Origin of the sequence: Arcobacter sp. CECT 8983 (assembly GCF_004118855.1) — a bacterium.
In the GTDB taxonomy this organism is placed as follows: Bacteria; Campylobacterota; Campylobacteria; order Campylobacterales; family Arcobacteraceae; genus Halarcobacter.
This window is the reverse complement of sequence record NZ_PDKF01000004.1, coordinates 445,363-470,542: the sequence shown is the minus strand read 5'-3', so window position 1 is coordinate 470,542 and position 25,180 is coordinate 445,363. Positions and strand designations below refer to the sequence as shown.

At 28.6% G+C, this 25,180-nt stretch carries 26 protein-coding genes; 5 read left to right on the top strand and 21 right to left on the bottom strand.

Annotated features, from left to right (window positions below):
- Positions 1 to 18: 18 nt before the first annotated feature.
- The 4 genes from CRV01_RS05215 to CRV01_RS05200 are packed head-to-tail and all read right to left on the bottom strand — an operon-like array spanning position 19 to position 1,044.
- Positions 19 to 189 carry a DUF1328 domain-containing protein gene (locus CRV01_RS05215; RefSeq protein ID WP_129007177.1) on the bottom strand — a complete coding sequence of 57 codons (171 nt, stop codon included), beginning with the start codon at positions 187 to 189 and terminating at the stop codon, positions 19 to 21.
- A 33-nt stretch (positions 190 to 222) separates the two neighbouring features.
- Entirely contained in the window at positions 223 to 477 is a 255-nt protein-coding gene (locus CRV01_RS05210) for a hypothetical protein (protein ID WP_129007176.1), read from the bottom strand.
- Positions 453 to 743 (bottom strand): hypothetical protein, encoded by a 291-nt coding sequence (locus CRV01_RS05205; RefSeq protein ID WP_129007175.1) that lies wholly within the window; start codon positions 741 to 743, stop codon positions 453 to 455. The genes CRV01_RS05210 and CRV01_RS05205 overlap by 25 nt, the downstream gene beginning before the upstream one ends.
- Before the next feature lies 1 nt (position 744).
- Positions 745 to 1,044, bottom strand: a complete 300-nt coding sequence (locus CRV01_RS05200) for a DUF883 domain-containing protein (protein ID WP_129007174.1) — start codon at positions 1,042 to 1,044, stop codon at positions 745 to 747.
- A 212-nt stretch (positions 1,045 to 1,256) separates the two neighbouring features.
- Here CRV01_RS05200 and CRV01_RS05195 point away from each other — a divergent pair, with 212 nt between their 5' ends.
- Both CRV01_RS05195 and CRV01_RS05190 read left to right on the top strand, forming a co-directional pair.
- A complete protein-coding gene (locus CRV01_RS05195) occupies positions 1,257 to 1,484 on the top strand; it encodes a ChaB family protein (protein WP_129007173.1) in 228 nt (75 codons plus the stop codon).
- 93 nt (positions 1,485 to 1,577) lie between these two features.
- Positions 1,578 to 2,627, top strand: coding sequence for an AI-2E family transporter (locus tag CRV01_RS05190; RefSeq protein ID WP_258238316.1), 1,050 nt, complete (start codon positions 1,578 to 1,580; stop codon positions 2,625 to 2,627).
- A gap of 30 nt (positions 2,628 to 2,657) precedes the next feature.
- On the opposite strand, the gene CRV01_RS05185 is transcribed toward CRV01_RS05190, so the two are convergent.
- The 4 genes from CRV01_RS05185 to CRV01_RS05170 all read right to left on the bottom strand — a co-directional run bounded on the left by CRV01_RS05185 (position 2,658) and on the right by CRV01_RS05170 (position 7,244).
- On the bottom strand, positions 2,658 to 4,748 hold the full coding sequence (locus CRV01_RS05185; protein ID WP_129007172.1) for a methyl-accepting chemotaxis protein: 2,091 nt from the start codon (positions 4,746 to 4,748) through the stop codon (positions 2,658 to 2,660).
- 150 nt (positions 4,749 to 4,898) lie between these two features.
- Positions 4,899 to 5,783 (bottom strand): 2-hydroxy-3-oxopropionate reductase, encoded by an 885-nt coding sequence (garR, locus tag CRV01_RS05180; protein ID WP_129007171.1) that lies wholly within the window; start codon positions 5,781 to 5,783, stop codon positions 4,899 to 4,901.
- A 26-nt stretch (positions 5,784 to 5,809) separates the two neighbouring features.
- Positions 5,810 to 6,169, bottom strand: coding sequence for a hypothetical protein (locus CRV01_RS05175; protein WP_129007170.1), 360 nt, complete (start codon positions 6,167 to 6,169; stop codon positions 5,810 to 5,812).
- Between the two features lie 76 nt (positions 6,170 to 6,245).
- Positions 6,246 to 7,244 (bottom strand): LLM class flavin-dependent oxidoreductase, encoded by a 999-nt coding sequence (locus CRV01_RS05170; RefSeq protein ID WP_129007169.1) that lies wholly within the window; start codon positions 7,242 to 7,244, stop codon positions 6,246 to 6,248.
- Positions 7,245 to 7,376: 132 nt separating this feature from the next.
- Between CRV01_RS05170 and CRV01_RS05165 the strand changes: the two genes are divergently transcribed.
- Entirely contained in the window at positions 7,377 to 7,694 is a 318-nt protein-coding gene (locus tag CRV01_RS05165; protein ID WP_129007168.1) for a putative quinol monooxygenase, read from the top strand.
- A gap of 83 nt (positions 7,695 to 7,777) precedes the next feature.
- On the opposite strand, the gene CRV01_RS05160 is transcribed toward CRV01_RS05165, so the two are convergent.
- From CRV01_RS05160 to CRV01_RS05125, 8 genes are all read right to left on the bottom strand, one after another.
- Positions 7,778 to 8,644, bottom strand: a complete 867-nt coding sequence (locus CRV01_RS05160; protein WP_129007167.1) for an ORF6N domain-containing protein — start codon at positions 8,642 to 8,644, stop codon at positions 7,778 to 7,780.
- Positions 8,645 to 8,787: 143 nt separating this feature from the next.
- The gene (locus tag CRV01_RS05155) at positions 8,788 to 10,263 is read right to left on the bottom strand and encodes a DUF2779 domain-containing protein (RefSeq protein ID WP_129007166.1); all 1,476 of its coding nucleotides are present in this window, start codon (positions 10,261 to 10,263) and stop codon (positions 8,788 to 8,790) included.
- Between the two features lie 3 nt (positions 10,264 to 10,266).
- Complete coding sequence (locus CRV01_RS05150) at positions 10,267 to 11,952, bottom strand: DUF262 domain-containing protein (RefSeq protein ID WP_129007165.1); 1,686 nt, start codon at positions 11,950 to 11,952, stop codon at positions 10,267 to 10,269.
- A 9-nt stretch (positions 11,953 to 11,961) separates the two neighbouring features.
- Positions 11,962 to 12,189 carry a hypothetical protein gene (locus CRV01_RS05145; protein WP_129007164.1) on the bottom strand — a complete coding sequence of 76 codons (228 nt, stop codon included), beginning with the start codon at positions 12,187 to 12,189 and terminating at the stop codon, positions 11,962 to 11,964.
- A gap of 16 nt (positions 12,190 to 12,205) precedes the next feature.
- Positions 12,206 to 14,023, bottom strand: coding sequence for an ATP-dependent endonuclease (locus CRV01_RS05140; protein ID WP_129007163.1), 1,818 nt, complete (start codon positions 14,021 to 14,023; stop codon positions 12,206 to 12,208).
- An 11-nt stretch (positions 14,024 to 14,034) separates the two neighbouring features.
- Entirely contained in the window at positions 14,035 to 14,328 is a 294-nt protein-coding gene (locus tag CRV01_RS05135; protein ID WP_129007162.1) for a hypothetical protein, read from the bottom strand.
- 12 nt (positions 14,329 to 14,340) lie between these two features.
- Positions 14,341 to 17,496 (bottom strand): AAA family ATPase, encoded by a 3,156-nt coding sequence (locus CRV01_RS05130; protein ID WP_129007161.1) that lies wholly within the window; start codon positions 17,494 to 17,496, stop codon positions 14,341 to 14,343.
- Positions 17,496 to 18,710, bottom strand: coding sequence for an exonuclease SbcCD subunit D C-terminal domain-containing protein (locus CRV01_RS05125; RefSeq protein ID WP_258238315.1), 1,215 nt, complete (start codon positions 18,708 to 18,710; stop codon positions 17,496 to 17,498). The genes CRV01_RS05130 and CRV01_RS05125 overlap by 1 nt, the downstream gene beginning before the upstream one ends.
- 347 nt (positions 18,711 to 19,057) lie before the next feature.
- Between CRV01_RS05125 and CRV01_RS05120 the strand changes: the two genes are divergently transcribed.
- Positions 19,058 to 20,293 (top strand): multidrug effflux MFS transporter, encoded by a 1,236-nt coding sequence (locus CRV01_RS05120; protein ID WP_129007160.1) that lies wholly within the window; start codon positions 19,058 to 19,060, stop codon positions 20,291 to 20,293.
- Positions 20,294 to 20,531: 238 nt separating this feature from the next.
- Positions 20,532 to 21,479: an L-lactate dehydrogenase gene (locus CRV01_RS05115; RefSeq protein WP_129007159.1), complete on the top strand. Its 948-nt coding sequence runs from the start codon at positions 20,532 to 20,534 to the stop codon at positions 21,477 to 21,479.
- 11 nt (positions 21,480 to 21,490) lie between these two features.
- On the opposite strand, the gene CRV01_RS05110 is transcribed toward CRV01_RS05115, so the two are convergent.
- The 5 genes from CRV01_RS05110 to CRV01_RS05090 form a co-directional block, all read right to left on the bottom strand.
- On the bottom strand, positions 21,491 to 21,799 hold the full coding sequence (locus CRV01_RS05110; RefSeq protein ID WP_129007158.1) for an AzlD domain-containing protein: 309 nt from the start codon (positions 21,797 to 21,799) through the stop codon (positions 21,491 to 21,493).
- Positions 21,792 to 22,475 (bottom strand): AzlC family ABC transporter permease, encoded by a 684-nt coding sequence (locus CRV01_RS05105; RefSeq protein WP_129007157.1) that lies wholly within the window; start codon positions 22,473 to 22,475, stop codon positions 21,792 to 21,794. The genes CRV01_RS05110 and CRV01_RS05105 overlap by 8 nt, the downstream gene beginning before the upstream one ends.
- 45 nt (positions 22,476 to 22,520) lie before the next feature.
- Complete coding sequence (locus CRV01_RS05100; protein ID WP_129007156.1) at positions 22,521 to 23,351, bottom strand: AraC family transcriptional regulator; 831 nt, start codon at positions 23,349 to 23,351, stop codon at positions 22,521 to 22,523.
- A gap of 76 nt (positions 23,352 to 23,427) precedes the next feature.
- The gene (locus tag CRV01_RS05095) at positions 23,428 to 23,772 is read right to left on the bottom strand and encodes a hypothetical protein (RefSeq protein WP_129007155.1); all 345 of its coding nucleotides are present in this window, start codon (positions 23,770 to 23,772) and stop codon (positions 23,428 to 23,430) included.
- 11 nt (positions 23,773 to 23,783) lie between these two features.
- Positions 23,784 to 24,977: a sulfite oxidase gene (locus CRV01_RS05090; RefSeq protein ID WP_375234259.1), complete on the bottom strand. Its 1,194-nt coding sequence runs from the start codon at positions 24,975 to 24,977 to the stop codon at positions 23,784 to 23,786.
- Between the last annotated feature and the right edge of the window lie 203 nt (positions 24,978 to 25,180).

The window sequence follows — 25,180 nt, the reverse complement described above, 5'->3', positions numbered from 1 at the left end:
ACTAGATTTAGTCCTAAACTAAGGACGTTTACCTCTAATTGCATTTGAAATTGCTGACACTATTAAAAGTACTAAAAATATAAAGAATAATATTTGTGCAATATTTGCAGCAGCACCTGCAATACCTGAAAATCCTAAAACCCCTGCAATTATCGCAAGTATAAAAAAAGTTAAAGACCATGATAACATTGTTTATCCTTTCTATTAATTCAATAGTTAATTTTAAAATTTAGATAATAGTTTCATTAAAAAAGGTTTTACATAATTTTGAGATATAAAAGTGGCTATTAACTCTTCTTTTGCACCGGAATTAAAACTTTTCAATGTATCACCTATATCATACCCAGGATCAACTGCTTTTAATTTTAACTTAGCAATTTGTACAGAACTAGGTTTTCTTCTAAATATAGAATCTTCACCTTCTAACTTAGATACTAAATTATTAAGTTTTTCTATCTTTTTTGCTCTATTTTCCATGAAGCTACCTTTGAGACTATCAATGCTAATATCAAAATTATTAAAGCAGTTATAAAATAAGCGAAAATTTCACCTAAATAACTTTCTATCCAAATTTTTATTCCTATAAAGAAAAAGATAGATGCTAAAACAAGTAATGAAAGTGCAAAAAGTTTTATTAATAATCCCTTTGCACTATTTACTAAAGAAGATTCAACTTCTTTTATTTGAGCTTCTACTAGTTCTACAACAGAAATAATAAATTCTGAAATTGTAACTTTTGACATTTTATTTCTTAGCTAACCAAGCTGCCAGAAATCCTAAACCAAATGTAATTGCAACACTTTTAAAAGGATCATTTTTAATCTTAGTTTCAATCTCTCCAACTTCATCTAAGCCTTTTGTTTTTAACTCATATAGTTTTGCTTTTAATTCATCCATTGATAAATCTTCAAAAACATCAAGTTTACTCGCACTTTTATTCACTTTTGCAGAAGTTACCTCTTTTAAAGTAGAAGACAATTCTTTTATGTCAGCCTTTAAAACTTCAATTTCTTCTTTTAGTTTTGTTACTTCTTGTGTTGCCATTTTGATTCCTTTTTGTTTTTTTAATATTACCCTTTAAATCTAGCATAATGAGTATTAATCAAAAATAAAAATTACAATTTATAAGTTCATTATAAAAAAATAATATATTTATTTAAAATGTAGCAATTTTTTTTAAGAATTACTTTATGGGCTTTTGTTATAGTTTAATGTAAATAAAAAACAACAAGTAAAATTTCAACTGGGAGAAAATAATGCCATATAAAAGTATTAATGAATTACCAAAACAAGTAAAAGACAATCTACCAAAACATGCTCAAGAAATTTATAAAGAAGCATATAATAGTGCTTGGGATGAATACAAAGAATCTAAAGATAGAAAAGGTGATGTTTCAAGAGAAGAGATTTCTCATAAAGTTGCTTGGTCTGCTGTGAAAAATGTTTATGAAAAAAATGACAAAGATAATTGGGTAAAAAAATAAAATTATTTTAATTATCTATAGATTACAAAATTTAATTATAAAATAGGTATAGTTTTTATTTTTAAATACTTATCAATTATCTAAGGAGTCCTAGTGGACCAAAAAAAACACAATAAATTTCAACAAGCATTTATATTATTATTATTGTTTACAGTTCTTATGGGTTTTATAGGAATGATTCTGCAGTTCTTAATAGCTCTTGTGCTTGCAGCAATCTTTGCAGGATTATTATATCCTTTTTATAAAAAGACTCTTCTATACCTAAAAGACAAATCTGTTTTGGCCGCTTCAACTGTATTAGTAGTAACAATTTTAGCTGTAGGTTTACCACTAACTGCACTTACAGGAATGGTAACAAGTGAAGCTATACAATTTAGTGAAAAAACAACTCCCCTAGTAAAAGAGATTTTAGATGAAAAAATATCATTAAAAGAACAATTACCTAGTTGGTTACCCCTTCAAGATAAGTTTGGTTCTATAAATGAAACCCTACTTAAAAAAGCTTCTGATGCAACAAGTGCAGTTGGAAGTTGGTTGGTATCAAGTTTATCTAGTGCTACAAAAGGAACTGCTGGGTTTCTTATGAGTTTATTTATTATGCTTTATGCAATGTTTTATTTTTTGATAAATGGACAAAAACTACTAGACTCTTTTTCTTCTTTAGTACCTCTTTCAAAAAATGATTATGAAGAACTTATGAGTCGTGGTCTTATGGTAACAAAAGCATCCCTTAAAGGTATTGTTATTATTGGATTCATTCAGGGACTATTAGTTTCTTTAAGTTTTTGGCTTATCGGACTTAATGGACCAGTATTTTGGGGTACAGTAGTTTTTCTTCTTTCTGCTATTCCTGGATTAGGAGCACCTATAGTTTGGGTTCCAGCAGTAATATATCTTATGATTACAGGAAGTATGGCTTGGGCAATTGCTCTTGCCATATGGGGGATTGCAGTAGTAGGATTAGTAGATAATCTTTTAAGACCATGGATTGTTGGAAATGATGCAAAACTACCTGACCTTGTGATACTTGTATCAATACTAGGAGGAATAATAACTTTTGGTCCAGTAGGTATTATTTTAGGTCCAGTAGTTGCTGCACTATTAGATACTGTATTGAATATCTACAAAAAAAGTTTTAAATAATTTTTTATTTAAAACTTTTATAAAGTGGGATTAGAAACTTTCCCACTCATCTGAATCATCTTTTTTATTAGGCTTTATTTCTTTATTCTTCGTATTGCTATTATTATTTGTTTCTAATTTAGGTTTTTGTTTTTTCTCTTCAGTTGGTTGTTTATTTGTAGTTTTTATATCTATATCTTCTCTAGCTTTAACACTATTTTTGCCTTCAAACTCTTTTTCATTTGCGTCTTTTACAATCTCATCTGCTATTGATTGAGTTTGATTTGCTATTTCTTTAGTTTCATTAGCAACAGAAGCATTTTGTTGAGTTTGTCGGTCAAGAAGATTAATAGCATCATTAATCTGAACAATACCAGATTTTTGTTCTTTACTAGCAACCTCAACATCAGCAATTAACTCTAAAGTAGTACTAATATTTCCATTAAGACCTACATAACCTTTAATCATAATATCAGCAATATTTTTACCATCATTAGCTTTTACAGTTGCAGTTTCAACTAAATCTTTAATCTCTTTTGCAGCTTCAGCAGATCTTGAAGCAAGGTTTCTAACCTCTTGAGCAACAACTGCAAAACCTTTACCAGCTTCACCAGCAGTGGCCGCTTCAACTGCTGCATTTAGTGAAAGTATATTTGTTTGGAAAGCTATTTGGTCTATGACTGAAATAGCATCATTAATAGCAGTCACTTGTTCATTAATACTATCCATAGCATTAGTAGTTTGAGTAGCAAGTTTTTCACCTTCTGTAGATGATTTTTTAAGTTCATTTGCATTTTGTGCCATTTTTACTACATTTTCAGTATTGTGTGAAATATTTGAGGTAACCTCTTCTAATGCTGCTGCTGTTTCTTCTAAACTTGCTGCTGCTTCATTTGATGAACTACTTAATTTATCAACATTTTGTAAAAGAGTATATGCACTATTTTGTAGAGTCAAACCATTTGATTTGTTAGTAACAAGCATTTCATTTATAATCTCAGCAAGAGTATTTAATCCTTCTACTGTGTCACCTTTTGAATTTTCTATTCTAAATCTGAAATTTAATTTTTGATACTCTTTTAATGCTTTTTTTATTGCATTTAAATCATCTGCAACTGTTTTTGCTATAGAGTCTAACATATCATTAAAAATAGTTTTAAGTTCTTCTAAACTCTGGTTATGTGTATCTTTAACTATTTTTTCTTTTATATTTCCTTCTTTGACTTGTGCTACAACTTTTTTTACATCCTCTAATAGTATTAAATCCTCTTCCAGTAAGGATTTTGTATTTTCTATGTTTTTATTTACTATTACTGCAAGTTGGGCAATTTCATCTTTAGAACTTGTGTCTAATAGTTTTACATCATTACTTTCTTTATTTAAATAAGAGAAGAAACCTAATAAACCATCTCTAAATTTAGAGATCCCATTTTTAATTGTTCTACTTAAATAGAAAGTAAAAATTATTGCTATTATTATATTTATAATAGACATAATTACAAAGGCAGAAAAAGATGTTTTAATTGCTCCATCTGTACCAACTTGATTATTATTTATAACCTTATAAGTTTCACCAGTAAAGAAATCCATTTTATCTCTCATTTTATTGTAATCATCTAAATAAGATTCAAAATAGTATATTTTTGCTTCTTTAAATTTTCCACCTTTTATTAAAGACAATAATTCATTTGTATCTTTTTCTACTTTTGTAAATAATATATCAAATTTGCCAAATTCATCAGTTAATTGAGGAAGTTCTTTTTTTAAAAGATTTTTAAACTTTTCAAATCTTTGCTTTACTTGGTCTAAGTTTTTCAAAGCATCATCGATTAATTCTTTTGATTTATCTTGATCTTCTATACTTAAAACTTGTGATAAATCCATATTTGACTGGTATGAATCCCTATCAGCTTCAAGTAAATAAATCAAACCTAAATTAATCATTTGAGATAAAGCTACATTTGATTGATATGAGTCTCTATCACCCTCTAGTAAGTAATCAATACCTGCATAATCTTTATGAGTTAGATTATTAACATTTATTTTAATCTTGTTTATATTATAAGCAATATAAACACTCGATAACATAGTGATAATTACAAGTATTGTAAATGCACCAATGATTTTACCTTTGATACTCATAGCATATCCTTTTTAATAATTTTATTCTATATCTTACTAGAATGACACTTAATGTTATTTTATTATAATATTTTAGTTATTCGTTAAGTAGTTTTTTAAAATAGATTTATTAGATATTATTTTGAGTTAATAATAGTGATAAAGTTGAAGTTATCTTTTAACTTCAACTTTTGCTAATCTTTCATAATATTTTATCAAAGCTCCATGATCTAAATGGTCTTCCCCTTCAGCTTTCATAGCTTGCATAATTTCCATAACACTAGCTGTAAGATGAACAGGTGCTCCAATCTCATGAGCAGTGTCTAGTGCATTTTGTAAATCTTTTATATGTAAGTTTATTTTAAATCCTGGATCAAATTTCCTATCCATAACTAAAGGAGCCTTTGCATCTAATACAGTACTTCCTGCTAGTCCTCCTCTAATTGCTTCATAAACTAATTCTGGCTCTACTCCAGCTTTTGTAGCTAAAACTAAAGCTTCACACATAGCAGCAATATTAAGTGCAACGATAATTTGATTTGCAAGTTTTGTAGTATTTCCTGCTCCAACTTTTCCTGTATAAACAACCGAGCCAGCCATAGCCATCAAAATATCGTAACACTTGTCAAATATCTCTTTTTTTCCACCAACCATAACAGAAAGTGTTCCATCAATAGCTTTTGGTTCACCACCACTTACAGGAGCATCTAGAAACTCTACATCTTTTTTTGCTAATTCTTGTGATATTTCTTGAGAAGTCAATGGCGCAATAGAACTCATATCTATAACAATACTATCAGCTTTTATGCCATCTATCACGCCATCTTTACCTAAAACCACTTCTTTAACCTGTGGAGAATTTGGAAGCATAGTAATAATAACATCACAAGATTGAGCAACTTCTTTAGCACTATTAGCATCAATTGCACCAGCTGATACTAACTCTTCAAGAGAAGATTTACTTCTATTTGTAACAACTAATTCATAGCCTGCTTTTAATAGATTTTTTGCCATAGGTTTTCCCATGATTCCTAGTCCTATAAATCCAATTTTCATACTTTCTCCTTTTAAACTTCATTTATCTATTTGATAAATTTCTTTTCTAATTCTTGCTCTGTTAATTCAATATTTTCTTCATTTAAAAAACCAAACCAATAAGTATCTTCATCATCTTGAACTTCAATAATTAAGATATTTTCTTCTTTATGATTTTTTACGAATTTTTCAATTGCTTCAATAGCAGAATTTTTCCAATAGCTTTCGATTTCTTCATTGTTTCCTGCATCAACAAAAAGACAATCTTCACATATTGAAAAAAGATAATTTCCAGCACCTTCATAGATTTCATATGAATTATCATCGTTATATAATTTTTCATTTGTAAATGGGCAATATAAGCTAAATTTTTTTTGTTTTTTTGGTTTTAGAACTATCTTATTCATAATTATCCTATGTAATTAATTTGTTAAATTATATTAAAGTTTTTCTAAAATCCTAGTGATTAATATTTAACAAATCTCAATGAGAATTAAACCAAACTTTTGAGACGAGTTCGTAGGATTTTATTCTTTTTTCTGGGTCATGTATCATTGAGTTTACCATGATTTCATTTGCACCTGTTCTTTTAATAAGAGTATCAAGTCTTTCTTTTACATATTCTGGTGTTCCCCATATTGATTCTCTTGTTTTGTATCTTATGCTATTTTCTTCCCATTGTTCCCATAAATTATTCATATCTTCTGTAGGTTTTGGTAATTGTCTATTATCTCCTCTTTGAAGATAAAGAAATTTTTGAAGTTCTGTAGTGGCTAAATATTGTGCTTCATCATTTGTATTAGCACATACTATATTAATACAAACCATTATATAAGGCTCTTTTAACTGTGCAGATGGCTTAAAATTTTCCTTATATATTCTTATTGCATCATCCATCAAATCAGGTGCAAAATGTGAAGCAAAAACAAAAGGTAAACCTTTTTGTGCAGCCAATTGTGCACTAAAAGTGCTAGAACCAAGTAACCAAATAGGAATATCTAATCCAAATCCAGGTATTGCTTTTATTCCATTTTTGCCTGCTTCATCTGATAAATAGTATTGTAAATATTTAAGCATAAGAGGAAAGTCGTCATTATTTATATCTCTTCTTAAAGCCATCATTGTTTGTCTATCTGTTCCAGGAGCTCTTCCTAAACCTAAATCTATTCTATTTGGATATAAAGACTCCAATGTACCAAACTGTTCTGCGATAACTAAAGGAGAGTGATTAGGCAACATAATACCACCAGAACCTATTCTTATGCTTTTAGTTTTAGCTCCAATATAACTCAATATAACAGAAGTAGCAGCACTAGCGATTCCTGAGAAGTTGTGATGTTCTGCCACCCAATAACGAGTAAAGCCAAACTCTTCAACACTTTGGGCAAATTTTGTACTATTTTCAATAGCTTGAGGTATGGTAAAGCCTTCTCCCACTGGAATTAAATCTAATACAGATAATGGTATTTTTTTATTATTCATATTTACTCCATATAAATCATAATATAATATTTGCACTATAGTAAAAGAAGATTATAATAACATTATCTAAAAATCTAAGTTTAAAATTTCAAATGTATAATGCTAAAGTTATTTTAATTTTAAAGGTTATTTATGAGCAATATAGTATTTACAGTAAAAATAAAAGTTAAAGAAGAGTTTACACAAATAGTTTATCCATTTATGCAAGCAATGCATAAACTTACCCACGAATTTGATGAAGGTTTTATTCAATATGACCTTTACAAAGATAAAGATGATGAAAATAAATTTTATTTTATAGAAGAATGGGATAGTGAAGAGTCTCTTGAGAAACATAAACAAAAAGAGCACTACAAAAGTTTTATAGAGTTTATAGATGGTAAGTTAGAATCTATAGATAAGGTTTTAGAAAAAATTGATACTAATTCTTTAGAAAAAGTTGAAAGCTAGAATATCTAAAAGTGAAGATATAGATTTTAGTTTTAATCTATATCTTTTTTAACTTCTTCAATATCTTCACCATAGCCAAAGTATCAAGTTTCTAACCTTTCTAAAACATCGAAACTTTTTAAATCCATCTTTGAAAAAGCAAACCATTTTTTACCTAAATCTTTCAAACTAGCTCCTAAATGATATAGTTCTTTATCATCTAATATCAAAAATCTATCATGTGAATTTTCAAACTTTTTTATCTCTATTTTTTTATATTGTGAATTGTATTTTTTAAGGTCAAGATTCAGTTGTTTTGAGATATTTTTTGTATAAATAGTTATTTGTACATTTTGATTTTTTGAAAATAGAGTTAAGACACTATCATCAACATAATTATCTATAAGTATTATTTTATCTTTTGCACTTCTTATTAAATCAGATACAAAAGTATAGGCATCAAACATCTCTCCATCGTAAAAAATACCTTGTTTTGGTTTGATTGTTTTATCTTCTAAGGCATGAAATAACTTTTCAAATTTTTCATCATTTAAAATTTGTTTTTTTTCTAAGTCATCTATTTTTTGATATATTAAACTATTATTTGAGATAACTTTTCTCATATTTACAAAGCTATTTATGATTTTTATACTGATTTCAATTGCAATTTTGCTTTTTAAAATAGCACTAAGCATTGATACACCTTGCTCTGTAAATACATATGGATTTGAACTAGAATGTTTCAATATACTCAACCGGTCACAATTTGTGACCAGTTCATTTTTTTCTATATCAGATAATTGAAATCTAAAATTATTAGGAAACCTTTCTATATTTCTTTTTACTGCTTGATTAAATACTTTTGTTTCTACACCATAAAGTTTTGCTAAGTCTCTATCAATCATAACTTGCACGTCTCTTATGGTATATATTTTATTTTTTATGTCATCATCAATTATTAATTCATTCATATTATTGTCCTCATTTGAAGATATAATAACATTAAAAAATATTTTTATTTAAATTTATTACAAATTGCAATTAAAAAGTGTTAAAGACTTTTCATACTTTTTAAGGTCACAAACTGTGACCTTAAGTTTAGATTTAGAATAACCTAAACCTCCCTCAACCTCTCCAATATCTTCACCATAGCCAAAGTATCAAGTTTACAATACTCTAAAAGTGAAGTTCTCATTTTCTCTTTGCTTACCTCATCAAGCTTTGATAGATTTGCAAAGGCATTCATAGCTTCGCTTCCATTTTGTACACCTTCTAATTCTTTGTATGCCTTTTCAAACTCTGGAACTAATGCAGGCAATACATACTTGATAGAGTAGCTTCCTTGCATACTTGGTGTTACGTACCATTTCTTTTGGAAGGGTGTCATTAGGTCTTGCATATTTTCATTTATGGCTAGCAAGTGAGTGCTAAGTTCTGGAAAAAGGTTGGCTAATCTTTTTATCACACCTTTTTCAAAACTCATATTGTAAGCCAATACTGTAACATCACTTGGGATATCTTCACATAACTTTTGTGCTAGTTCATATCTACTATCTATACTATCCTTGCTCAAATACTCTTTATGGATTAGCGTTCCATCTTCATGCTCTATATGAAGTGAGTATTGAAAAGGGATTTGCTCGAAGGGTTTTATACCTTTGTATTGTGGTATTGCTTGTTGGTAGGTTTCAAAGTCTAAGTGATAGATAGGGTATGTGAGGTTTTCTAAAAAGGCTTTGATATTTTCTTTGTCTATGTAGCTAGCTTTTGATTTGTAGTTTTCTACTGCTTGAGCTTGATTTGCCGTCATATCAAAATCTTCTGGGATATTTTCTATATCGATGATACCTTGATTGTACAATTCAACTTGCTTTTTACTTCCAAGATTGAAAATATTAAAGATAGAATAATCTGGAATTTGTCTTTGAACTTTCCAACAATAGTTTTTAGCATCACACTCATAAGGTTTGTTACAATGTTTTCCTATATCTATATCTGGCTCATTTACTTTGTCTTCTAAGTAAGTTTCAAACTCTTTTAATATGATTGGGATATTTGACTGTAGGTTTTGTACTTCACTAGTGACATCAACTATTTTAAATAGTTTGTCTAGTTCTAAACTCTCACCTCTTACATACTCATTGTTTATATGCACTACACTTGCACTTTTTATACTAAAACCTAAGTTTTTTAGAACATAATACTGAATAGATACATCATGAAGATAGATATCTTTTACCTCCGTAGAACTTTTAACCTCATAGATAGATACACTATCATCTTCTACTTTTAAAATATCTACCATGATAAGTATGCCCTCATAGTTAAAAGTAGCTTCGTAGATATTTGATACACCCTCTTCTAAGTACTCTTTTGTAGTACTTATCATCTCATCATAGTTTGTAGTGTATGGTACTTCTTTACCACCAAGGAAAAGCTTGCAAGCTAAGTCACCTACTATATTTCCAGTTTCAAATATAGCTTGTGATTGCTCATCTGGTGGTGTTAATACACTTGGCTTATATTTTTTAAGCCAAAGTGCTTTGGGGCATTGGATACCTTTTGTGTAGAGTGATTTAGATAGGTTCATTTTTTATGCCCAATCTTCAACTTTTTTATTATTAATTAACCACTTTATTAAAGTATTTTGTCTTTTTATAATATCGTCAAGTTTCCATTCACTTCTATTAGGATTATATACTTTTTTTGTTTCCTCAAATATATCGATTGACTCATTAGAATTGTATTTATCATTTTTATTTACAAATGAACTATTACTTAAAGATGAATTTTTAGATCTATTTAATAAAACTAAATTTCCTATTTTATTTCTATACTTATCTAATTCTACCTCATTCTCAAAATCCCAATCCTTCATATCTTTTGGTTTTTGGGGATAAATATGTTCAATTGTTAATTTCTGAAAATTACCTATTTGAACATCATCATTACTTCTAGAAATATATTCTATTTTTAACAAAATATATTTAGATACACGTTTTCTATATATATTTTGTTTTAACGCATGTTCTAATTCTTCTATATCAATATCATATAGAACACTTTTTTCATTTGAAAGTAACTCATCAGGTGATTTTGATTTATCAATTTCAGATAATATCAATGAAATATCTTTAATTTTTGTTGTAATATCATATCCGATAATATTATCCGTAGATGCCATATAATCAAATGCTTCAATAAATTCATCAAATTTAACATTTCCAAATTTATAATAATAACTCATTACTGCACTAATCCAATCATTATGTGGTAAATAATGCATTATTGTTAAAAGATTTTTAGTTTTATTTGAAATCTTATTATCATTCAATTTAATTACTTTTTCATATATTTCTTTATATTTATCTAATTTATCTATAAAAATTGTACCTTTTATATCTGAGTTTTTCTCAAAATAGTTTTTATATTCACTATATAAATTTAACTTTGCTTTTTCTTTTACAAGAATTAATCTTACTATTGACAAATAACGATCCAAATCTCCATCAAAGTAATTCTCAATATCTTCCCATTTTAAAGAATATTCAATTTTGGAATCATTTTCAATAGCACCAATATTATCCGCTTTTATTAAATCAGCATTTTGAAGTTGGATACCTCTATTATTTAAAACACTAAAGATTCTAAAAGCATTTTCTAAGTCTTCCGTAGTGATAGTAATAATTTTCACTTGTTCTATTAAATAATCATAATATTCAACAATATTTATATCTTTTTTTGAAAAATATTTTTGTATTTCAATCAAGTTATTAATGATATTTTCAATTGAAATATTTGACTTTATTTTAAAATCATTAAAAGATTCAATTTCATTTATATCATTATGTGTTGCTAATTTATCAAATAAATCTTTTACATCTTTTCTAATTTCATAGTTAAATTTATTTCTTTCCTTCAATTTTTTTGCTTTATTTTCTTTTTGATGTAATAATTCATCTAGTGCTTCATAATAACTTGTATCATCATGTTTAAGGAATAGATTTCTCATCACATGAAAAATTAAATATAATGTTGTAAGTCTCTGCTGACCATCTAATACTTCTAAACTATCTCCTACTCTTTGACATACTAATGAACCTAAAAAGTATTCATTTTCACCACTATTTTCAGCACTTGCTTCAAAAATATCTTGTAACAGCTCTTTTGTGTTTTCTTCATTCCAAACATATTGTCTTTGATATGATGGTATTGTAAAATTGTTTTCACTAAACAATTTCATTAAACTATTATTTTCTACATCTATTTCTTTCTTCAAAACAAATTCCTATTTTAATCTTTTTTCATATCTGTTTCTTACATTTTTATTGATATAACTATTAAGTCCATCACCATTTTTAGCTAATTCTTTCATATTTTCAATATGCTCGTTTCCAGTACTTGTATAAGTATATAAATATTTAGAACCACCTCTAAACTCAACAACTATTCTATCTTCATCTATTTCAAACCCTAAAACACCTGAGTCACCATTTATGTCTTTATAAATTGTCATTTTTTCCCTTTTATTTCTAGTTTATAATTTCATTTATCTTTTCAAAAAGATTTTTTATTGGTTCTATATTTTCAATATCATCTTTTGATAATTTTTTTGCTAGTTCTAATGATATTTCAGGTTTACCAATTCTACGTTTGCATTTTCTACTTAACATTCTTCTTAAATCCTCTGAGAACTTGTCTACACTTCGTAATTGATTAAACTCATTTTCTATCCACTCTGTATCATCATCTTTGATAAACTTTTCATTACATAAGTTTTTATATGTTAAATCACAAAAGACATCTTCAAACTCTTTAGTACCAATAAAAAAACAATTATTATCTAAAAAATCTTCATCAAATCCAATATCTTCTAATTTCTCTTTTGTTACTCTACTATTTGAATCTTCATATTGAGTATCTGTATCTAAAAACAATACCGTTACATCTTTTTTATTGGATTTTAAAAATTTCAAAGCATTTGACCATTGTCCATTAGTTTGCAAATTAATTAAAACTACACCACTCTCAACTAAACTTTTGTCATGGCAAGTTTTATACATAATTGGTAAAGCATTTTCTTCACCTTCACCTTCAACTAATAAAAAGCACTTTTCATAAAAAATATTAGTATTTTTTAGTCCACTTATTTGAGATACATCATTTAAAAAATCTAAAATATCTTCATCTTCATTTGTGTCTAAAAAGTTTATAATTGATTTGTCAGCATCTTTAATAACATGATTAATTGTTCTTGCTGGTGCCCTGTCAATCATTGTTAAAGCATGAGTACATATTATTGACTGTATATTTGACTCATTATCTTCTGCTAATCTTTGAATCATATAGAACATTTCTCTTTGTGCATTGTAGTGTAGATATGCATCTGGTTCATCATAACCCCTTATAATACATCTATTATGTGATGATGCTAAGCTGATTTCTGAATCCCATTCTAAAATTGATAAAAATATCTTTTTCTTAGAGCCCTCTCCCAACTGATCAATATTTCTGCTTTCATTACTATTGTTTTTTATTATTAATCCTGAAAAGTTCAATCCTCTTGAAAAATCAATATCGTAATCACCACTTACACTTTCAATTTCAGGCTTATATTTTTTTATATAGGCTAAAAGCTGTGTTTCTAACTTTTCGTTTAAAGACGCTGTAATATCATCATGTAAATTACTAAAATTATCTTTTAATCTATAAGTCCCATTTTCTTCTTCATAAAACGATTCTCGATATACTAAGTCTAATGTTTTTCTAATTGATGAAGTTGGATTACCATAATCACTTGACGAATACCTTTGAAATATTGGGAGATATGTATTAATTTGATTCCATTTAATTTCTATATAGTCATCTGTTGTCATTGGATTTTCTTCATCAATGTAATTCTTTATTGAATCTTTTCTCAAATCTTGATTACTTTCAGCAGGAAGTTCAAGTCGTTCTAACAAAGCTTTCAATTCAGTGGCATTCATGTTCTTATAATTATTTAAGTCTTCATCCTGAAATTTTTCACCTAGTACTTCTAATATTGTTGCAGAATCTCGTTGATATTTTTTTACAATAGTTACTCTATCATCAATAAGATATTGAGATAATTCTTCTATTTCTGTACTCAGAGTAAATACAATTTTAATTGTAATAATATCTGAGCCTTCTCTAAAATCTTCATTTTTAGGATAATTATTATTTAATACCAAATCTAAGGCATCATATATTGTAGATTTACCCGCATCATTTTCACCAATAAAAACTGTTAAATTATGAAAAGGAATTTTCCCAGAACTTTCATAGCACTTAAAATTTTCTAAATATAAACTATCTAATTTTAATCCCATAAAAGCACCTCTTAAACTCTTGCATAAATAGGATTTAATGCAGAATCATTAGGATTATAATGTTCTCGTACTCCTGTAAAATTATCTATTGTAACTCTTAAATTATTCATTTTATCAAGTGTAAATAATTTCCATCCAATAGTATTAGAATCTGAACTATTTCCACCTACCTGATAAGCTCTTAATGCAATTTTACCTGTAGATGTAACACCTATGACAAATGGTTCAACTACTCGTAAATCATTTTTATAAGTAAACTCTACTACATTTTTATTATCTATCGCCGCTATAATTAAATCTTTCATCCTTAACTCCTTCTAATTTAAGTTTAATATACTCGTTCCATCACCCTTAGGTTCAACCTTTATTTGCAATGGAATTCGCTCTTTCAAAGCTTCCACATGGGAAATCACACCTACCATCTTTCCTGAACTTTGTAACTGATTTAATGCATTTAGTGCTAGCTCTAGGCTATCACTATCTAGTGTTCCAAACCCTTCATCTAGGAAAAGTGAATCTATACTTATCTTTTGGCTTGCTAGACTTGAAAGTCCTAAAGCTAAAGATAGACTTACGATGAAGCTTTCTCCTCCTGAGAGTGTATTTACACCTCTTACCGCGTCTCCTTGGAAGCCATCTATTATCTCTATATCTAAAAGCTTGCTTGAGTCTGTAGCTCTCTGGAGTTCATATCTTGGGCTAAGTATTTCTAGGTGTTTGTTTGCTAGGTAGATTAGTTGGTCTAGGGTTATACCTTGGGCAAATTTGGCAAATTTGTCTCCTGTAGCTGAACCTATCATCTCATTTAGTTTTACCCATACTTTTGAGGCTTCTTTTTTCTTTTCTAGTTCTTTGATTTTATCTTCTGATTTTTTCATATTTGAAGCGTTTATCTCTAACTCTTTTGAAAGACTTCCTATACTTTCTTGAAGTTTGTCTATAGTGTTTTGTAACTCTTGTAGCTCTTTGTTTATATCTTCTAAAGTTCTGTTATCAAAAGAGAGTTCTTTTTCTTGCTCTTTGTGCTCTTTTAGTTTTTTGGCTGTGTCTTTTTTGAGTGTTTGTATTTGTGAGTATTTCTCTTCTATGTTTTTACATAGCTTTGATAGAGTTTCAAACTGCTCTTTATCTAGCTTTACTTTTTCAAACTCTTCATATGAACTAAAACCATACTCTTCTAGGGCTTTGTTAAACTTCTGAGTTAGTAGTTCTAGAGTTTGTTTATCTTGTGTTTGTTTTTGTACTAATTGTTCTATTTGTTTTGTGTTTGATTCATCTTTTGATTTTAGGCTTGAAAGATATGTTTGCAAATCGTTATAATGTTTTGAAACACTATCAAGATTTTTTTGAATAGTTTGTTCAAACTCATCTAGATTTGGTACATCCAAAATAGATTTGCTTTTTATTTGTAAATCTTGAAGCTCAGAGTTTAAAGCTTTTTGTTCTTGTTTTAACTCTTCTATTGCTTTGATATTTGATTTTATTTGTTGTTCTTTTTGCACATGGTTGTTTACTACTGTTTGTTGATTTTCTTTTTGTGTTTGTAGTTTCTCTTTTTGCTCTCTTAAAAGTACATATTCTTTTAGCTTGGCTTCATTTACTTCATTTTGTTCTTGCAAGGTAGCTTTTGAGTCTTGCTCTATTTTGAAACTGTTTGCTTGGAAGAACTCTTCTATTTGTGTTTTTGTTATTTGTTGTTTTTGTAAGTTTAGGTTTGAAGATTCAAGTTTTGTGCTTAATTTACCTAGATTTATTTGTGCTTGGTTTAGCTCTTTGTTTTGTTCAGCTAAATAGTCTTCTTGGTCTTTTATTTTCTGTGTTGTTTTATCTATATCGATATTGATACTATGATTGATATATGGATGCTCTTTTGAGCCACATAAAAAACACTCTTCGCCATCTTTTAGTTTGGCTCTGTCTTGTTCGTAGTTTTTAATAAGAAGCTCTTTTTCTCTTGTTTGTTTTAGAGTTGATAGAGTCTCTTGTATTTGATTTATTAGTTTTATTTTTTCGTTGTTTAGGTTTGTTTGAACTTCTATTTGTGAGTTATATTCTTTTATATTTGTTTGCTCTTGGTTTAGTTCTTGGTTTAGCTTTTCATAATCATCTAGTGATTTTAGAAGTGCTTCTATCTCTTTTAGTTTTGCTCTTGTGTTGTTTTCTTTTGTGTTTATATCTTTTGTTTGTTCCTCACAAGCTTTGTATTCTTCTAGGAGTTTATTTAGTTGCTCTTTTGAAGTGTTTAAAGTGTTTAAAAAGTTTTCATAGTAGCTTTGTAGTTGTGATTCATCATTTAGAAGTGTTTGCAAATCTACTTCAAATAGTTTTGCTAACTCTTGCAGATAAGTTGATATTTTTTTGCTTTTTTCTATGTTTAGGGCGTATTTATTCTCAACTTGTGTTTGTAGAACTCTTACCTCTTTTAGTTTGTTGTAGTTTTGAGAGTATGAGAGTTTTTCTTTTTCTAAAGTTTCTTTTGAAGAGTCTAGTTCTTTTGATTTTGTTGTTATCTCTTTTGTTAGGGTTTCTTTCTCTTGCTTTAGTGTTTCTAATCTTTTTTTGTCATTTGTTATAGTTATTGAGAGTTGGTTTTTCTCTTGGTTTATTGGCTGTATTCTTAAAGCCTTGTTTGCAAGTTCTAGTTTTAGGAAGTCCTCTTTTTTGTCCTCTTTTTCTTTTGAGATTTGTTCGAACTGTGTTGTATATTTGATATTATCATTTTCAAGATTTTTTAAAGTATCTAGCCAAGTTGATATTTTCTTTAGTTCGACCTCTTTTTTGTCTAGTTCTTGCTTTTGTTTTTTGCTTTCTTCTAATTGTTTTGTTTTTTCTTGTACTATCTCATTATCTAGTAGCTCTATACTTCCTAGTGCTATTTGAGCTGTTTCTATCTCTTTGTTTTTTTCTGAAAAAGTTTGATATATGCTTTTTGAGATTTGTTTATAAATTTGTGTACCAGTTATATTTTCTAAAAGAGTAGAACGCTCATTAACATCTGCTTTTAAAAAAGCGTCAAAAGAACCTTGTGCTAACATCATTGACCTAGTAAACCTATCAAAATCTAATCCAGTAATTTCTTCTACTATTTTTGGAACTTTTGATAAATATGATTCAATAACTTTTCCAGAATCTAAATCAACTATTTCCATCTTTGCTGGTTGGAAGTTTCCATCTGGATTTTTTCTTGCTCTTTTTACACCCCAAGAACATCTATAGTTTTTTCTTTTTACTTCAAATTCTACTTCACAAAATGCTTCTCCAGTATGTCTACTCATAAGTTCATTTGGATTTTTAAGCCTAGGGGTTTTTCCATATAGTGAGCAAGTTATTACATCTAGAATTGTACTTTTACCTGCTCCTGTTGGTCCTGTTATTGCAAAGAGGGATTCATCTTTTAAAAACTTTTGAAAGTCTATTTCAAACTTTCCTTTTAGGGAGTTTATGTTTAATAGTTTTACTTTTAGTATTTTCATTAGATTTGTTCCTCACTTTCGTGAAGGTTGTTTACTATTTGAGAAAAGCTAAGAGTTAATTGCTCTTTGAACTCTTTATCTTCTATGTTTTCTTGCTCTAATCTTTTTTCAAATACATCATTTACGCTTAGTTCATCTAGGCTTATAGCTTTTAGCTCTTTTGCTCGCAGTTGCTTTTCACTTTTTTCTATTTTAACAGCTAGGATTGTTAGGTCTAGTTTTGTAGCTTCTTCTCTTATTTGAGTATTTGCAAACATTGGGTTATCATCTTTGATATGAACTTCTATCCAAGTTGTTTTATCTTCCACCTTTTGTAGTTCATCTTTTATAGTTTCCAAGTTGCCTTTGATAACTTGTAGCTTTCTTTTTAGTGGGATTTCTAACTCTTCTACTTCTACACTTTCTTTTATAGTTACAAGATTTACTTTTTGAGTGTTTTTTGACTCACTAAAACTTAGTGGTATTGGAGAGCCCGAGTATCTTACATGATTTGAAGAAACCTTTTGATTGATATGCAAGTGTCCTAAAGCTACATAGTCAAATAGACTTCCAAGATAATCTCCACCTATATCAAGTGTTCCACCTATGTAGATATCTCTTTCACTTTCACTTGTTCTACTTCCTACAGTTGTAAGGTGTCCCATAGCTATGATTGGTACATTTGAGTTTAACTCTTTTGCTTTATTGTAGGTTTTCTCATAATAAGCTTTGATACCATCATTTGCTAGTTTTTCTTTATCACTTACTGTTTCTGCTCCAAGTGATTGTCTTATGATACTATCTCTTAAAAATGGCACTGCACAAACTATTGCTTTAGTAGTATCATTTTCTATAAGAGGCTCTTTTATAGGGATGATTATATTTTCATCTTCATCGCCATTTACTACTACATGTACATTTAGTGCTTCAAGTAATTGCTTTGGTGCCTTTAGTGTTGAGACAGAGTCATGATTTCCAGCTGTTATGATTGTAGTATTTAAACTATTTACTTGTGATAATTGTTTTAAAAAGTTGTAGTAAAGTTCAAGTGCATAGTTTGGTGGTGTTCCTGTATCAAAAATATCTCCTGATACAAGTAATACGTCTATATTATTTTCTTTTATTGTATTTAAAAGCCAAGATAAAAAAGCTTCATGCTCTTCAATTCTGCTTTTTCCCATAAAGTTTTGACCTAAGTGCCAGTCAGAAGTGTGTAAAAATTTAATCTTATTCATTTTATTATTATAATATTTTTTTGTCACATATCCGTCACATATGTAATATTTTATATTAAATTTTGTTTAAATTTAGAAATTTAATTATAAATGTAACATTTATTAGTATATTATATTACCCTATATATATTTTATGTCCTTACTTTACTTTATTACTGTAATAGTTTTTTAAGTTATAAATTGTTAAAGTTCTGCCCATAGAGATTTGTGCTAACAATTTAATTCATTTTTTCCCTCTCTCTATAAAAAAAGTGTACTCTCTTTGCATATATTCTAAAAATCTAATTATTGAGTACACTTTTTTATTTTCCACTTCCAAACTTTACATAACTCTTACAAGGATTTTTATGAAACATATTCATACAATTTTAAAACACAAAAGTAGTGAATCTATATTTATGACTCTTTTTTTAGCTTTACCATTATTTACCCTACTTCCAATGGGTATTGACCTTTTTTTACCTGCATTAAATGACATTCAAACTTTTTTTCTAGGTGACAATAGTGTTGCTAAATTTGCTATTTCTATTTACCTTCTTTTTTGGGGAATTGGTCAGATGTTTTGGGGAAGAATCAGTGATATTATAGGAAGAAGAAATGTTGCACTTATAGGACTTGTTGTTTTCTCCCTTGCTTCATATCTAATATCAAAAATAACACAAGACAATGCAACACAGTTTTTAGTATTTAGAGCTTTACAAAGTTTTGGAGGAAGTGCTTGTTTTGCTGCAATTTTTGCGATTATTCGAGATACTTTTGATGGAGTTAAATTAGGACGGGCTTACAGTTATCTAAATGGTTCTTTAGCTATTATTCCTGTATCTGCTCCACTTATTGGGGCATTTATTTTACAAACAAACTCTTGGCAATATGTATTTACTCTATTTTCTATTATTGGTTTATGTAGTATTGTTTGGACATACCTTTTTACAGCAGAAACTTTAGTAAAAAGTAAAGAAGACGATATCTTAGAAAAGCAGTCTACTTTAGAAGCTTATAAAAGTGTAGTTACAAATAAAAGCTTTGTTTTATACCTAAGTCTTACCCTTGTTGGTTTTCTTGGTTTTATGTTCTTTTTAACTGTTGCACCTTTATATTTAATTGGGCATTTAGGTTTAACAAAAGTATCTTTTGGTTGGATGTTTATGCTTATTGCTTTTGTTTTTATGATTGGCAGTTTTACAGTTCCTTTAGTAGTAGAAAAAATAGGAATAAAAAAAACTGTAGGCATGGGAATCATTTTTTATACTTTTGGTGGAGTGTTGATTTTTGCTCTTTCATCTTTTGGTATTTGGCAAACCTATGTTTTACCTATGGCTATTATTGCAGCTGGATGTACAATCTTTGTAAGTGCCTGCCCTGCTTTTGCACTAGAAGATTTTAAAAAAAATGCTGGAACTGCATCAGGACTATTTTCTGCTTTAAACTTTGGTCTTTCTTCTATGGGTGCTACATATTTAGCCTCTATTATAAACTTAAGTTCTGCAAGGGATATTTCATATATTTATATCATTATTGGTACTTTAGTTATGGTTACATATTTTTCTTATAGCTTTTACAAAAATAAAAATATTGCAAAATGAAATACTTTTAAATAAGCTTAGTTTTTATTGATATACTTTCAAAATATAAAATGAAAGGATATCATGGAGACTTATGCTTATTATGTGCTAACTTTATTAATAGGAATAAGTATTTTTACATCTTTTAAAAGAAAAAATAAAAAAAGATGGAAAGACGAAAGAAAAATAGATTTCCTAAAATAATTTTTCCTTAAAACTATCTAGCTACAATTTAAATAAAAACAAAAGGATTTATCAAATGTCAAATCTTACAAAAATAGGTGTAATCGGAGCTGGAAATGTAGGTGCAGCTATTGTAAATGCTTTAGTCCTTAGAAATGTTGGAAAAGAAATAATTTTATTTAATAGAGATAAAGACAAAGCAGTAGCAGAGACTATGGATATAGATGACACCATTCCTTTACTTTCAGAAATGACAATTAAAGCTACAAATGATTATAAAGACTTAGCAAAATGTAGTATCATAGCTGTTACAGTTGGAGCTAGACAAAAAGAAGGAGAGACTAGATTAGAACTTCTTGATAGAAATGCAGGAATTATAAAAGATATCATTAAAAACCTTGATAAATATGCACCAAATGCTGTTTTACTGATGGTATCAAACCCTGTTGATATACTTACAAGAGTAGCACAAGAAGCTACTAAAAGAGACTCAAATAAAGTCTTTGGTTCAGGAACAGTTTTAGATACTTCAAGACTAAGATTTCAAGTTGGAAAAGAACTAAATGTAAATAGAAAAAATGTTCATGTGCATGTTATAGGTGAGCATGGAGATAGTGAGTTTGCAGTTTGGTCAAATGCAATAATTGGTTCAGTAAAACTAAAAAACTTCCCTCTTCCAGAAAATATCAAATTGGCACAGTTAAAAAAGAAAACTATGAAAATAGTAAAAAATAGAGCCTATGAAATTATCCAAAAAAAGGGATATACAAATTATGGTGTTGCAGTTGCTGTTGTAAAACTTATTCAAAGTGTTATTAGAGATGAAAAAAAGATATTCTCTGTATCTGTAAAAGCAAATGAAGAGTATAACTTAGAAAAAGGAACAGTTCTTAGTCTTCCTTGTACAATTGGAAACCAAGGAGTTGAATATAGACTAAATGTGACTTTAAATAAAAAAGAAAAAAACCTACTTCAAAAAGCTTCAAAAAGCCTAAGTGACGCATACAAAGAAATCAAAGCATAAGCCAAAATGGCTTATGTAATATAATTTCTAAAAAGTGCTATAAATAAAATAGATACACACATAGAAAGAAGTACATTATTTGTTTTATACATTATTAAAACAATTAATAGACTTGCAACTATTCCAGCTACACCTTCTTTTATAATACTTGGAAAAACCAATGCCAAAAGTAAAGTAGAAGGAAGATAGTCTAAAAACAATTCTATTTTTTTATTTTTTGATAATTTACTTGAAAGTAATATTCCTGAAACCCTTAAACTATAAGTTCCTAATGCAACTAAAAATATTATAGCTAAAGCACTAAGTGTAAAACTATCCATATCTTTCATCCTTTGAAAATACCACTGCTGAAAACGCTCCTAAAATAGCTGCTAAAACTATATATATTTTTCCATCAATTAACTGTTCAAAAGCAAAAGCACTAGCAATTGTTATAAGCCAAGGAATAATATTCTCTTTACCTTTATACATACTAACTGCAAGAGCTAAAAAAATTGCAATAAATGCAAAGTCTAGACCATATTTTTCTGGGCTTTGAATAAAGTCACCTAAAAAGTATCCAAGTGAAGTTCCAGCAAACCAAATAGAAAAAATACAAACTCCTCCACCTAATAAGAACATAGGCGTTATTTTCTCTTGTTTTAATCTCTGCATTGTAATAGCCCAACACTCATCAGTCACAAAGTGCATATATTTAAATTTTTGAGTTTTACTTGTGCCTACAAAAAGAGTATTCAAGGAAGCTGTAACCAAAAAATATCTTAAGTTTACAAGAAGTGCTGCAATTGTCACACCTATAATATCAAGAGTTGTATTCCACATATCTACAATTACAAATTGAGAAGACCCCGCAAAAATAAAGATATTCATCAAAGCTAATTGATAAAACTCAATTTCTTTTTGAACACAAAGTACACCTAAAACTGCACCATAAGCAAAAACGCTAACTCCAATTGGGAGATTAGCAATAAATCCATTTCTAAAATTTTTATCCATAAGAAATAGTATCAAAGAAAGAAAATATTGTCTTGTACAATATTGCTAATTAAAAAACTTTTTATATTCCCCAGGAGTTAAGCCCATGATAGCTTTAAATCTTTTAGTTAAATGACTTTGGTCATTAAAACCACAGATATATGCTGTATTTATAAGGCTTTCACCTTTTTGAAGTAATTCTTTTGCCTTTTCTATTCTTTTTAGCATAAGATAGTTGTGAGGAGAGATAAAGGTTTTATCCTTGAAAGTTCTTAAAAAGTGATATTTAGATACATCTAAAGCATTTGAGATATCATCTAAATTTAAATCTAAATGATAATTTTCACTCATAAACTCTTTTGCTCTTTTTATCATTGATTGATGATTTGAGATATTTTTATCTATTGTATATTTTACATTTTTTGAAACTAGACTTTTAACAGAATCTAAAAGTTCACATTCAAAATCCAAGTTAGAAAGATATTGATTTTCACTAAAATTTAATATTTTTAGAAATCTACTTGAAAGTTCTTTATCAAAATATGCACCATCTTTAAAATAAACTTCACTTGTATGAAAGTTTTCATTTACAAGATCTTTAAATAAGTTTGGTTTTAAATAGATTGAATAAAGAGTATAGTCTTTATGGTAAAAAGTTTGGCAAGCATGGGTTTCATCAGGATTTACACTAACAATTGTAGAACTATCTAAACTCTTTTTTTCACCATCTACAAAAGCATCCATATGTCCATTTTGTATTAAGCCAATAGTATAGTCTTCATGAACATGCTTATCAAAACCATAGTTTAAAAAATAAGCTTTATGAAAAGTAATGTCATCACTAAATTTTGGTTTCCAAATTTTAGTTTGAAAAGCAGTATCTTGATTTTTTTCCATATGAAAGTATATACTATTTTTGAAAAATTTTATTGTATTAAATTGCTATTAGGGAAAAACTTCCCTAATAATTGTTTTATGGTAATAAGTCTTTACTTAAATTTGGTCTTCTAGAAGATTCACTTGGAGCATAGTTTTTCTCCAGATAATCTAATATAATCTTTTCAGTTTTTGGATCAAATTCCCATAAACCTTGTGTATCTTGCATCCATCTAATCATATCAAGCCAAGTTTGTCTGTTACCTCTTTGTAAAGTAATAAACTTAGCACTATGACACACTGTACAGTTTGTTTTTACTACTTCCATCCCAGAATCAATAATAAGACCCGTATCTTTGTCATATTGCTTTTCAGCTGCAAAAGAAAAAGATGAAAGAAGTGCAAGTAACCCAAAGGTTACAAAAGTTTTTTTTAGTTTCATAATAAAACTCCTTACACTACTAATACAGCTATTCTATGGCAAGCATTATTTAAATAACCTCTTGGATTCCATCCAGGTAAAATCATTGGTTGTTTAACACCATTTGAGTCCATAGCTCTTGCCCATACTTCATAATATCCTATTTTAGGGAATCTTACAGATGCTTCCCATGTTTGCCAAGCAAGTCTATTTACTGGTTTATCTAATTTTTTAACTTTTTGCCATGTGGCACCAAAGTCGATAGATACTTCCATTTGCTCTACTTCTAAATCACCTGCCCAAGCTTTTCCATTGAATTTAAACTTTTTACCTATTTCATGTCTTACACCTGATTTAGGGAATGTTATCAATGATTTTACTGGCATTGATTCTATGATTTCCATATTTTCATCAGGTACTTCACTTCCTGGTGCAACTGGATTTTTAGGTACTCTATAAGATTGACCTTGCATTTTTTTACCATCATGCACTCTATCTCGAATAACTACTTTTTTAACCCATTTTCCTGATGTTGATGCAGGCCATCCACCAAAAACTAATCTTAATGGATATCCATTATATAAAGGAATATCTTCTCCTTCATAAGCCCATGCGATTAAAGATTGATCTTCTAAGGCTTTACTCATTGGAACACCTCTAGAAATAGAGTCTTTACTTGGGTCACCACTTAAGTGAGTATCTCTCCCATAATATCCAATATAAACGGCATCTTTTTTGATACCACAATACTCAAGAACATCTCTTAATCTAACACCAGTCCATCTTCCACATCCTACAGCACCTGTAGTCCATTGATTTCCTTTTGCTGGTGGGTTATACTCTTTTCTACCATTTCCACCACACTCTAACTGTACAGCATAAGTATAGTGTTTAAACTTTTCTTTTAACTCTTTTAAAGTAAAAGTCATAGGTTTTTCACAACTTTCACCTGCAATTTCTAAAGTCCATTCATCTGGATTTTCTGTTTTCTTTGGAGGAATACCATTATTTCTAATAAAGAAATGTTTTCCTGGAGTGAATTTATCATTTAATAAATGCGGCGGTGTTTCTGCATTTACAGGTCTATCATTTAAATAGACAAGACCATCTTTTCCTTCTATTCTAAAAGGTTCAGTAGAATCAGCTAATGCAGCAGGAATAAGACCTGAAGGCATCTTTGATGCAAAAGGAATATTCGAACCAACCATTGCAGCCATTGCTAACATAGAAGATTTTTTTAAAAAGCCTCTTCTATTTTCATCACTTTCTCTACCAAATATGTCTAAATCACTTTTTACTGGATCATTATAATAAGCTTCGTGAAGTCCTATTTCTTTTTTTTCTTTCATGGCGTATCCTTTTAGTGCATTTATATATAACAATCTTATTTTAAAATTGTTGAGATTTTATTAAGATATTGTCAAGAAAT

Excerpts from the sequence above, each read along its gene's own strand:
- CRV01_RS05215 (WP_129007177.1), bottom strand. The coding sequence starts at position 189 with ATGTTATCATGGTCTTTAACTTTTTTTATACTTGCGATAATTGCAGGG.
- CRV01_RS05210 (WP_129007176.1), bottom strand. The coding sequence starts at position 477 with ATGGAAAATAGAGCAAAAAAGATAGAAAAACTTAATAATTTAGTATCT.
- CRV01_RS05205 (WP_129007175.1), bottom strand. The coding sequence starts at position 743 with ATGTCAAAAGTTACAATTTCAGAATTTATTATTTCTGTTGTAGAACTA.
- CRV01_RS05200 (WP_129007174.1), bottom strand. The coding sequence starts at position 1,044 with ATGGCAACACAAGAAGTAACAAAACTAAAAGAAGAAATTGAAGTTTTA.
- CRV01_RS05195 (WP_129007173.1), top strand. The coding sequence starts at position 1,257 with ATGCCATATAAAAGTATTAATGAATTACCAAAACAAGTAAAAGACAAT.
- CRV01_RS05185 (WP_129007172.1), bottom strand. The coding sequence starts at position 4,748 with ATGAGTATCAAAGGTAAAATCATTGGTGCATTTACAATACTTGTAATT.
- garR (WP_129007171.1), bottom strand. The coding sequence starts at position 5,783 with ATGAAAATTGGATTTATAGGACTAGGAATCATGGGAAAACCTATGGCA.
- CRV01_RS05175 (WP_129007170.1), bottom strand. The coding sequence starts at position 6,169 with ATGAATAAGATAGTTCTAAAACCAAAAAAACAAAAAAAATTTAGCTTA.
- CRV01_RS05170 (WP_129007169.1), bottom strand. The coding sequence starts at position 7,244 with ATGAATAATAAAAAAATACCATTATCTGTATTAGATTTAATTCCAGTG.
- CRV01_RS05165 (WP_129007168.1), top strand. The coding sequence starts at position 7,377 with ATGAGCAATATAGTATTTACAGTAAAAATAAAAGTTAAAGAAGAGTTT.
- CRV01_RS05160 (WP_129007167.1), bottom strand. The coding sequence starts at position 8,644 with ATGAATGAATTAATAATTGATGATGACATAAAAAATAAAATATATACC.
- CRV01_RS05155 (WP_129007166.1), bottom strand. The coding sequence starts at position 10,263 with ATGAACCTATCTAAATCACTCTACACAAAAGGTATCCAATGCCCCAAA.
- CRV01_RS05145 (WP_129007164.1), bottom strand. The coding sequence starts at position 12,189 with ATGACAATTTATAAAGACATAAATGGTGACTCAGGTGTTTTAGGGTTT.
- CRV01_RS05140 (WP_129007163.1), bottom strand. The coding sequence starts at position 14,023 with ATGGGATTAAAATTAGATAGTTTATATTTAGAAAATTTTAAGTGCTAT.
- CRV01_RS05135 (WP_129007162.1), bottom strand. The coding sequence starts at position 14,328 with ATGAAAGATTTAATTATAGCGGCGATAGATAATAAAAATGTAGTAGAG.
- CRV01_RS05130 (WP_129007161.1), bottom strand. The coding sequence starts at position 17,496 with ATGAAAATACTAAAAGTAAAACTATTAAACATAAACTCCCTAAAAGGA.
- CRV01_RS05125 (WP_258238315.1), bottom strand. The coding sequence starts at position 18,710 with ATGAATAAGATTAAATTTTTACACACTTCTGACTGGCACTTAGGTCAA.
- CRV01_RS05120 (WP_129007160.1), top strand. The coding sequence starts at position 19,058 with ATGAAACATATTCATACAATTTTAAAACACAAAAGTAGTGAATCTATA.
- CRV01_RS05115 (WP_129007159.1), top strand. The coding sequence starts at position 20,532 with ATGTCAAATCTTACAAAAATAGGTGTAATCGGAGCTGGAAATGTAGGT.
- CRV01_RS05110 (WP_129007158.1), bottom strand. The coding sequence starts at position 21,799 with ATGGATAGTTTTACACTTAGTGCTTTAGCTATAATATTTTTAGTTGCA.
- CRV01_RS05105 (WP_129007157.1), bottom strand. The coding sequence starts at position 22,475 with ATGGATAAAAATTTTAGAAATGGATTTATTGCTAATCTCCCAATTGGA.
- CRV01_RS05100 (WP_129007156.1), bottom strand. The coding sequence starts at position 23,351 with ATGGAAAAAAATCAAGATACTGCTTTTCAAACTAAAATTTGGAAACCA.
- CRV01_RS05095 (WP_129007155.1), bottom strand. The coding sequence starts at position 23,772 with ATGAAACTAAAAAAAACTTTTGTAACCTTTGGGTTACTTGCACTTCTT.
- CRV01_RS05090 (WP_375234259.1), bottom strand. The coding sequence starts at position 24,977 with ATGTTAGCAATGGCTGCAATGGTTGGTTCGAATATTCCTTTTGCATCA.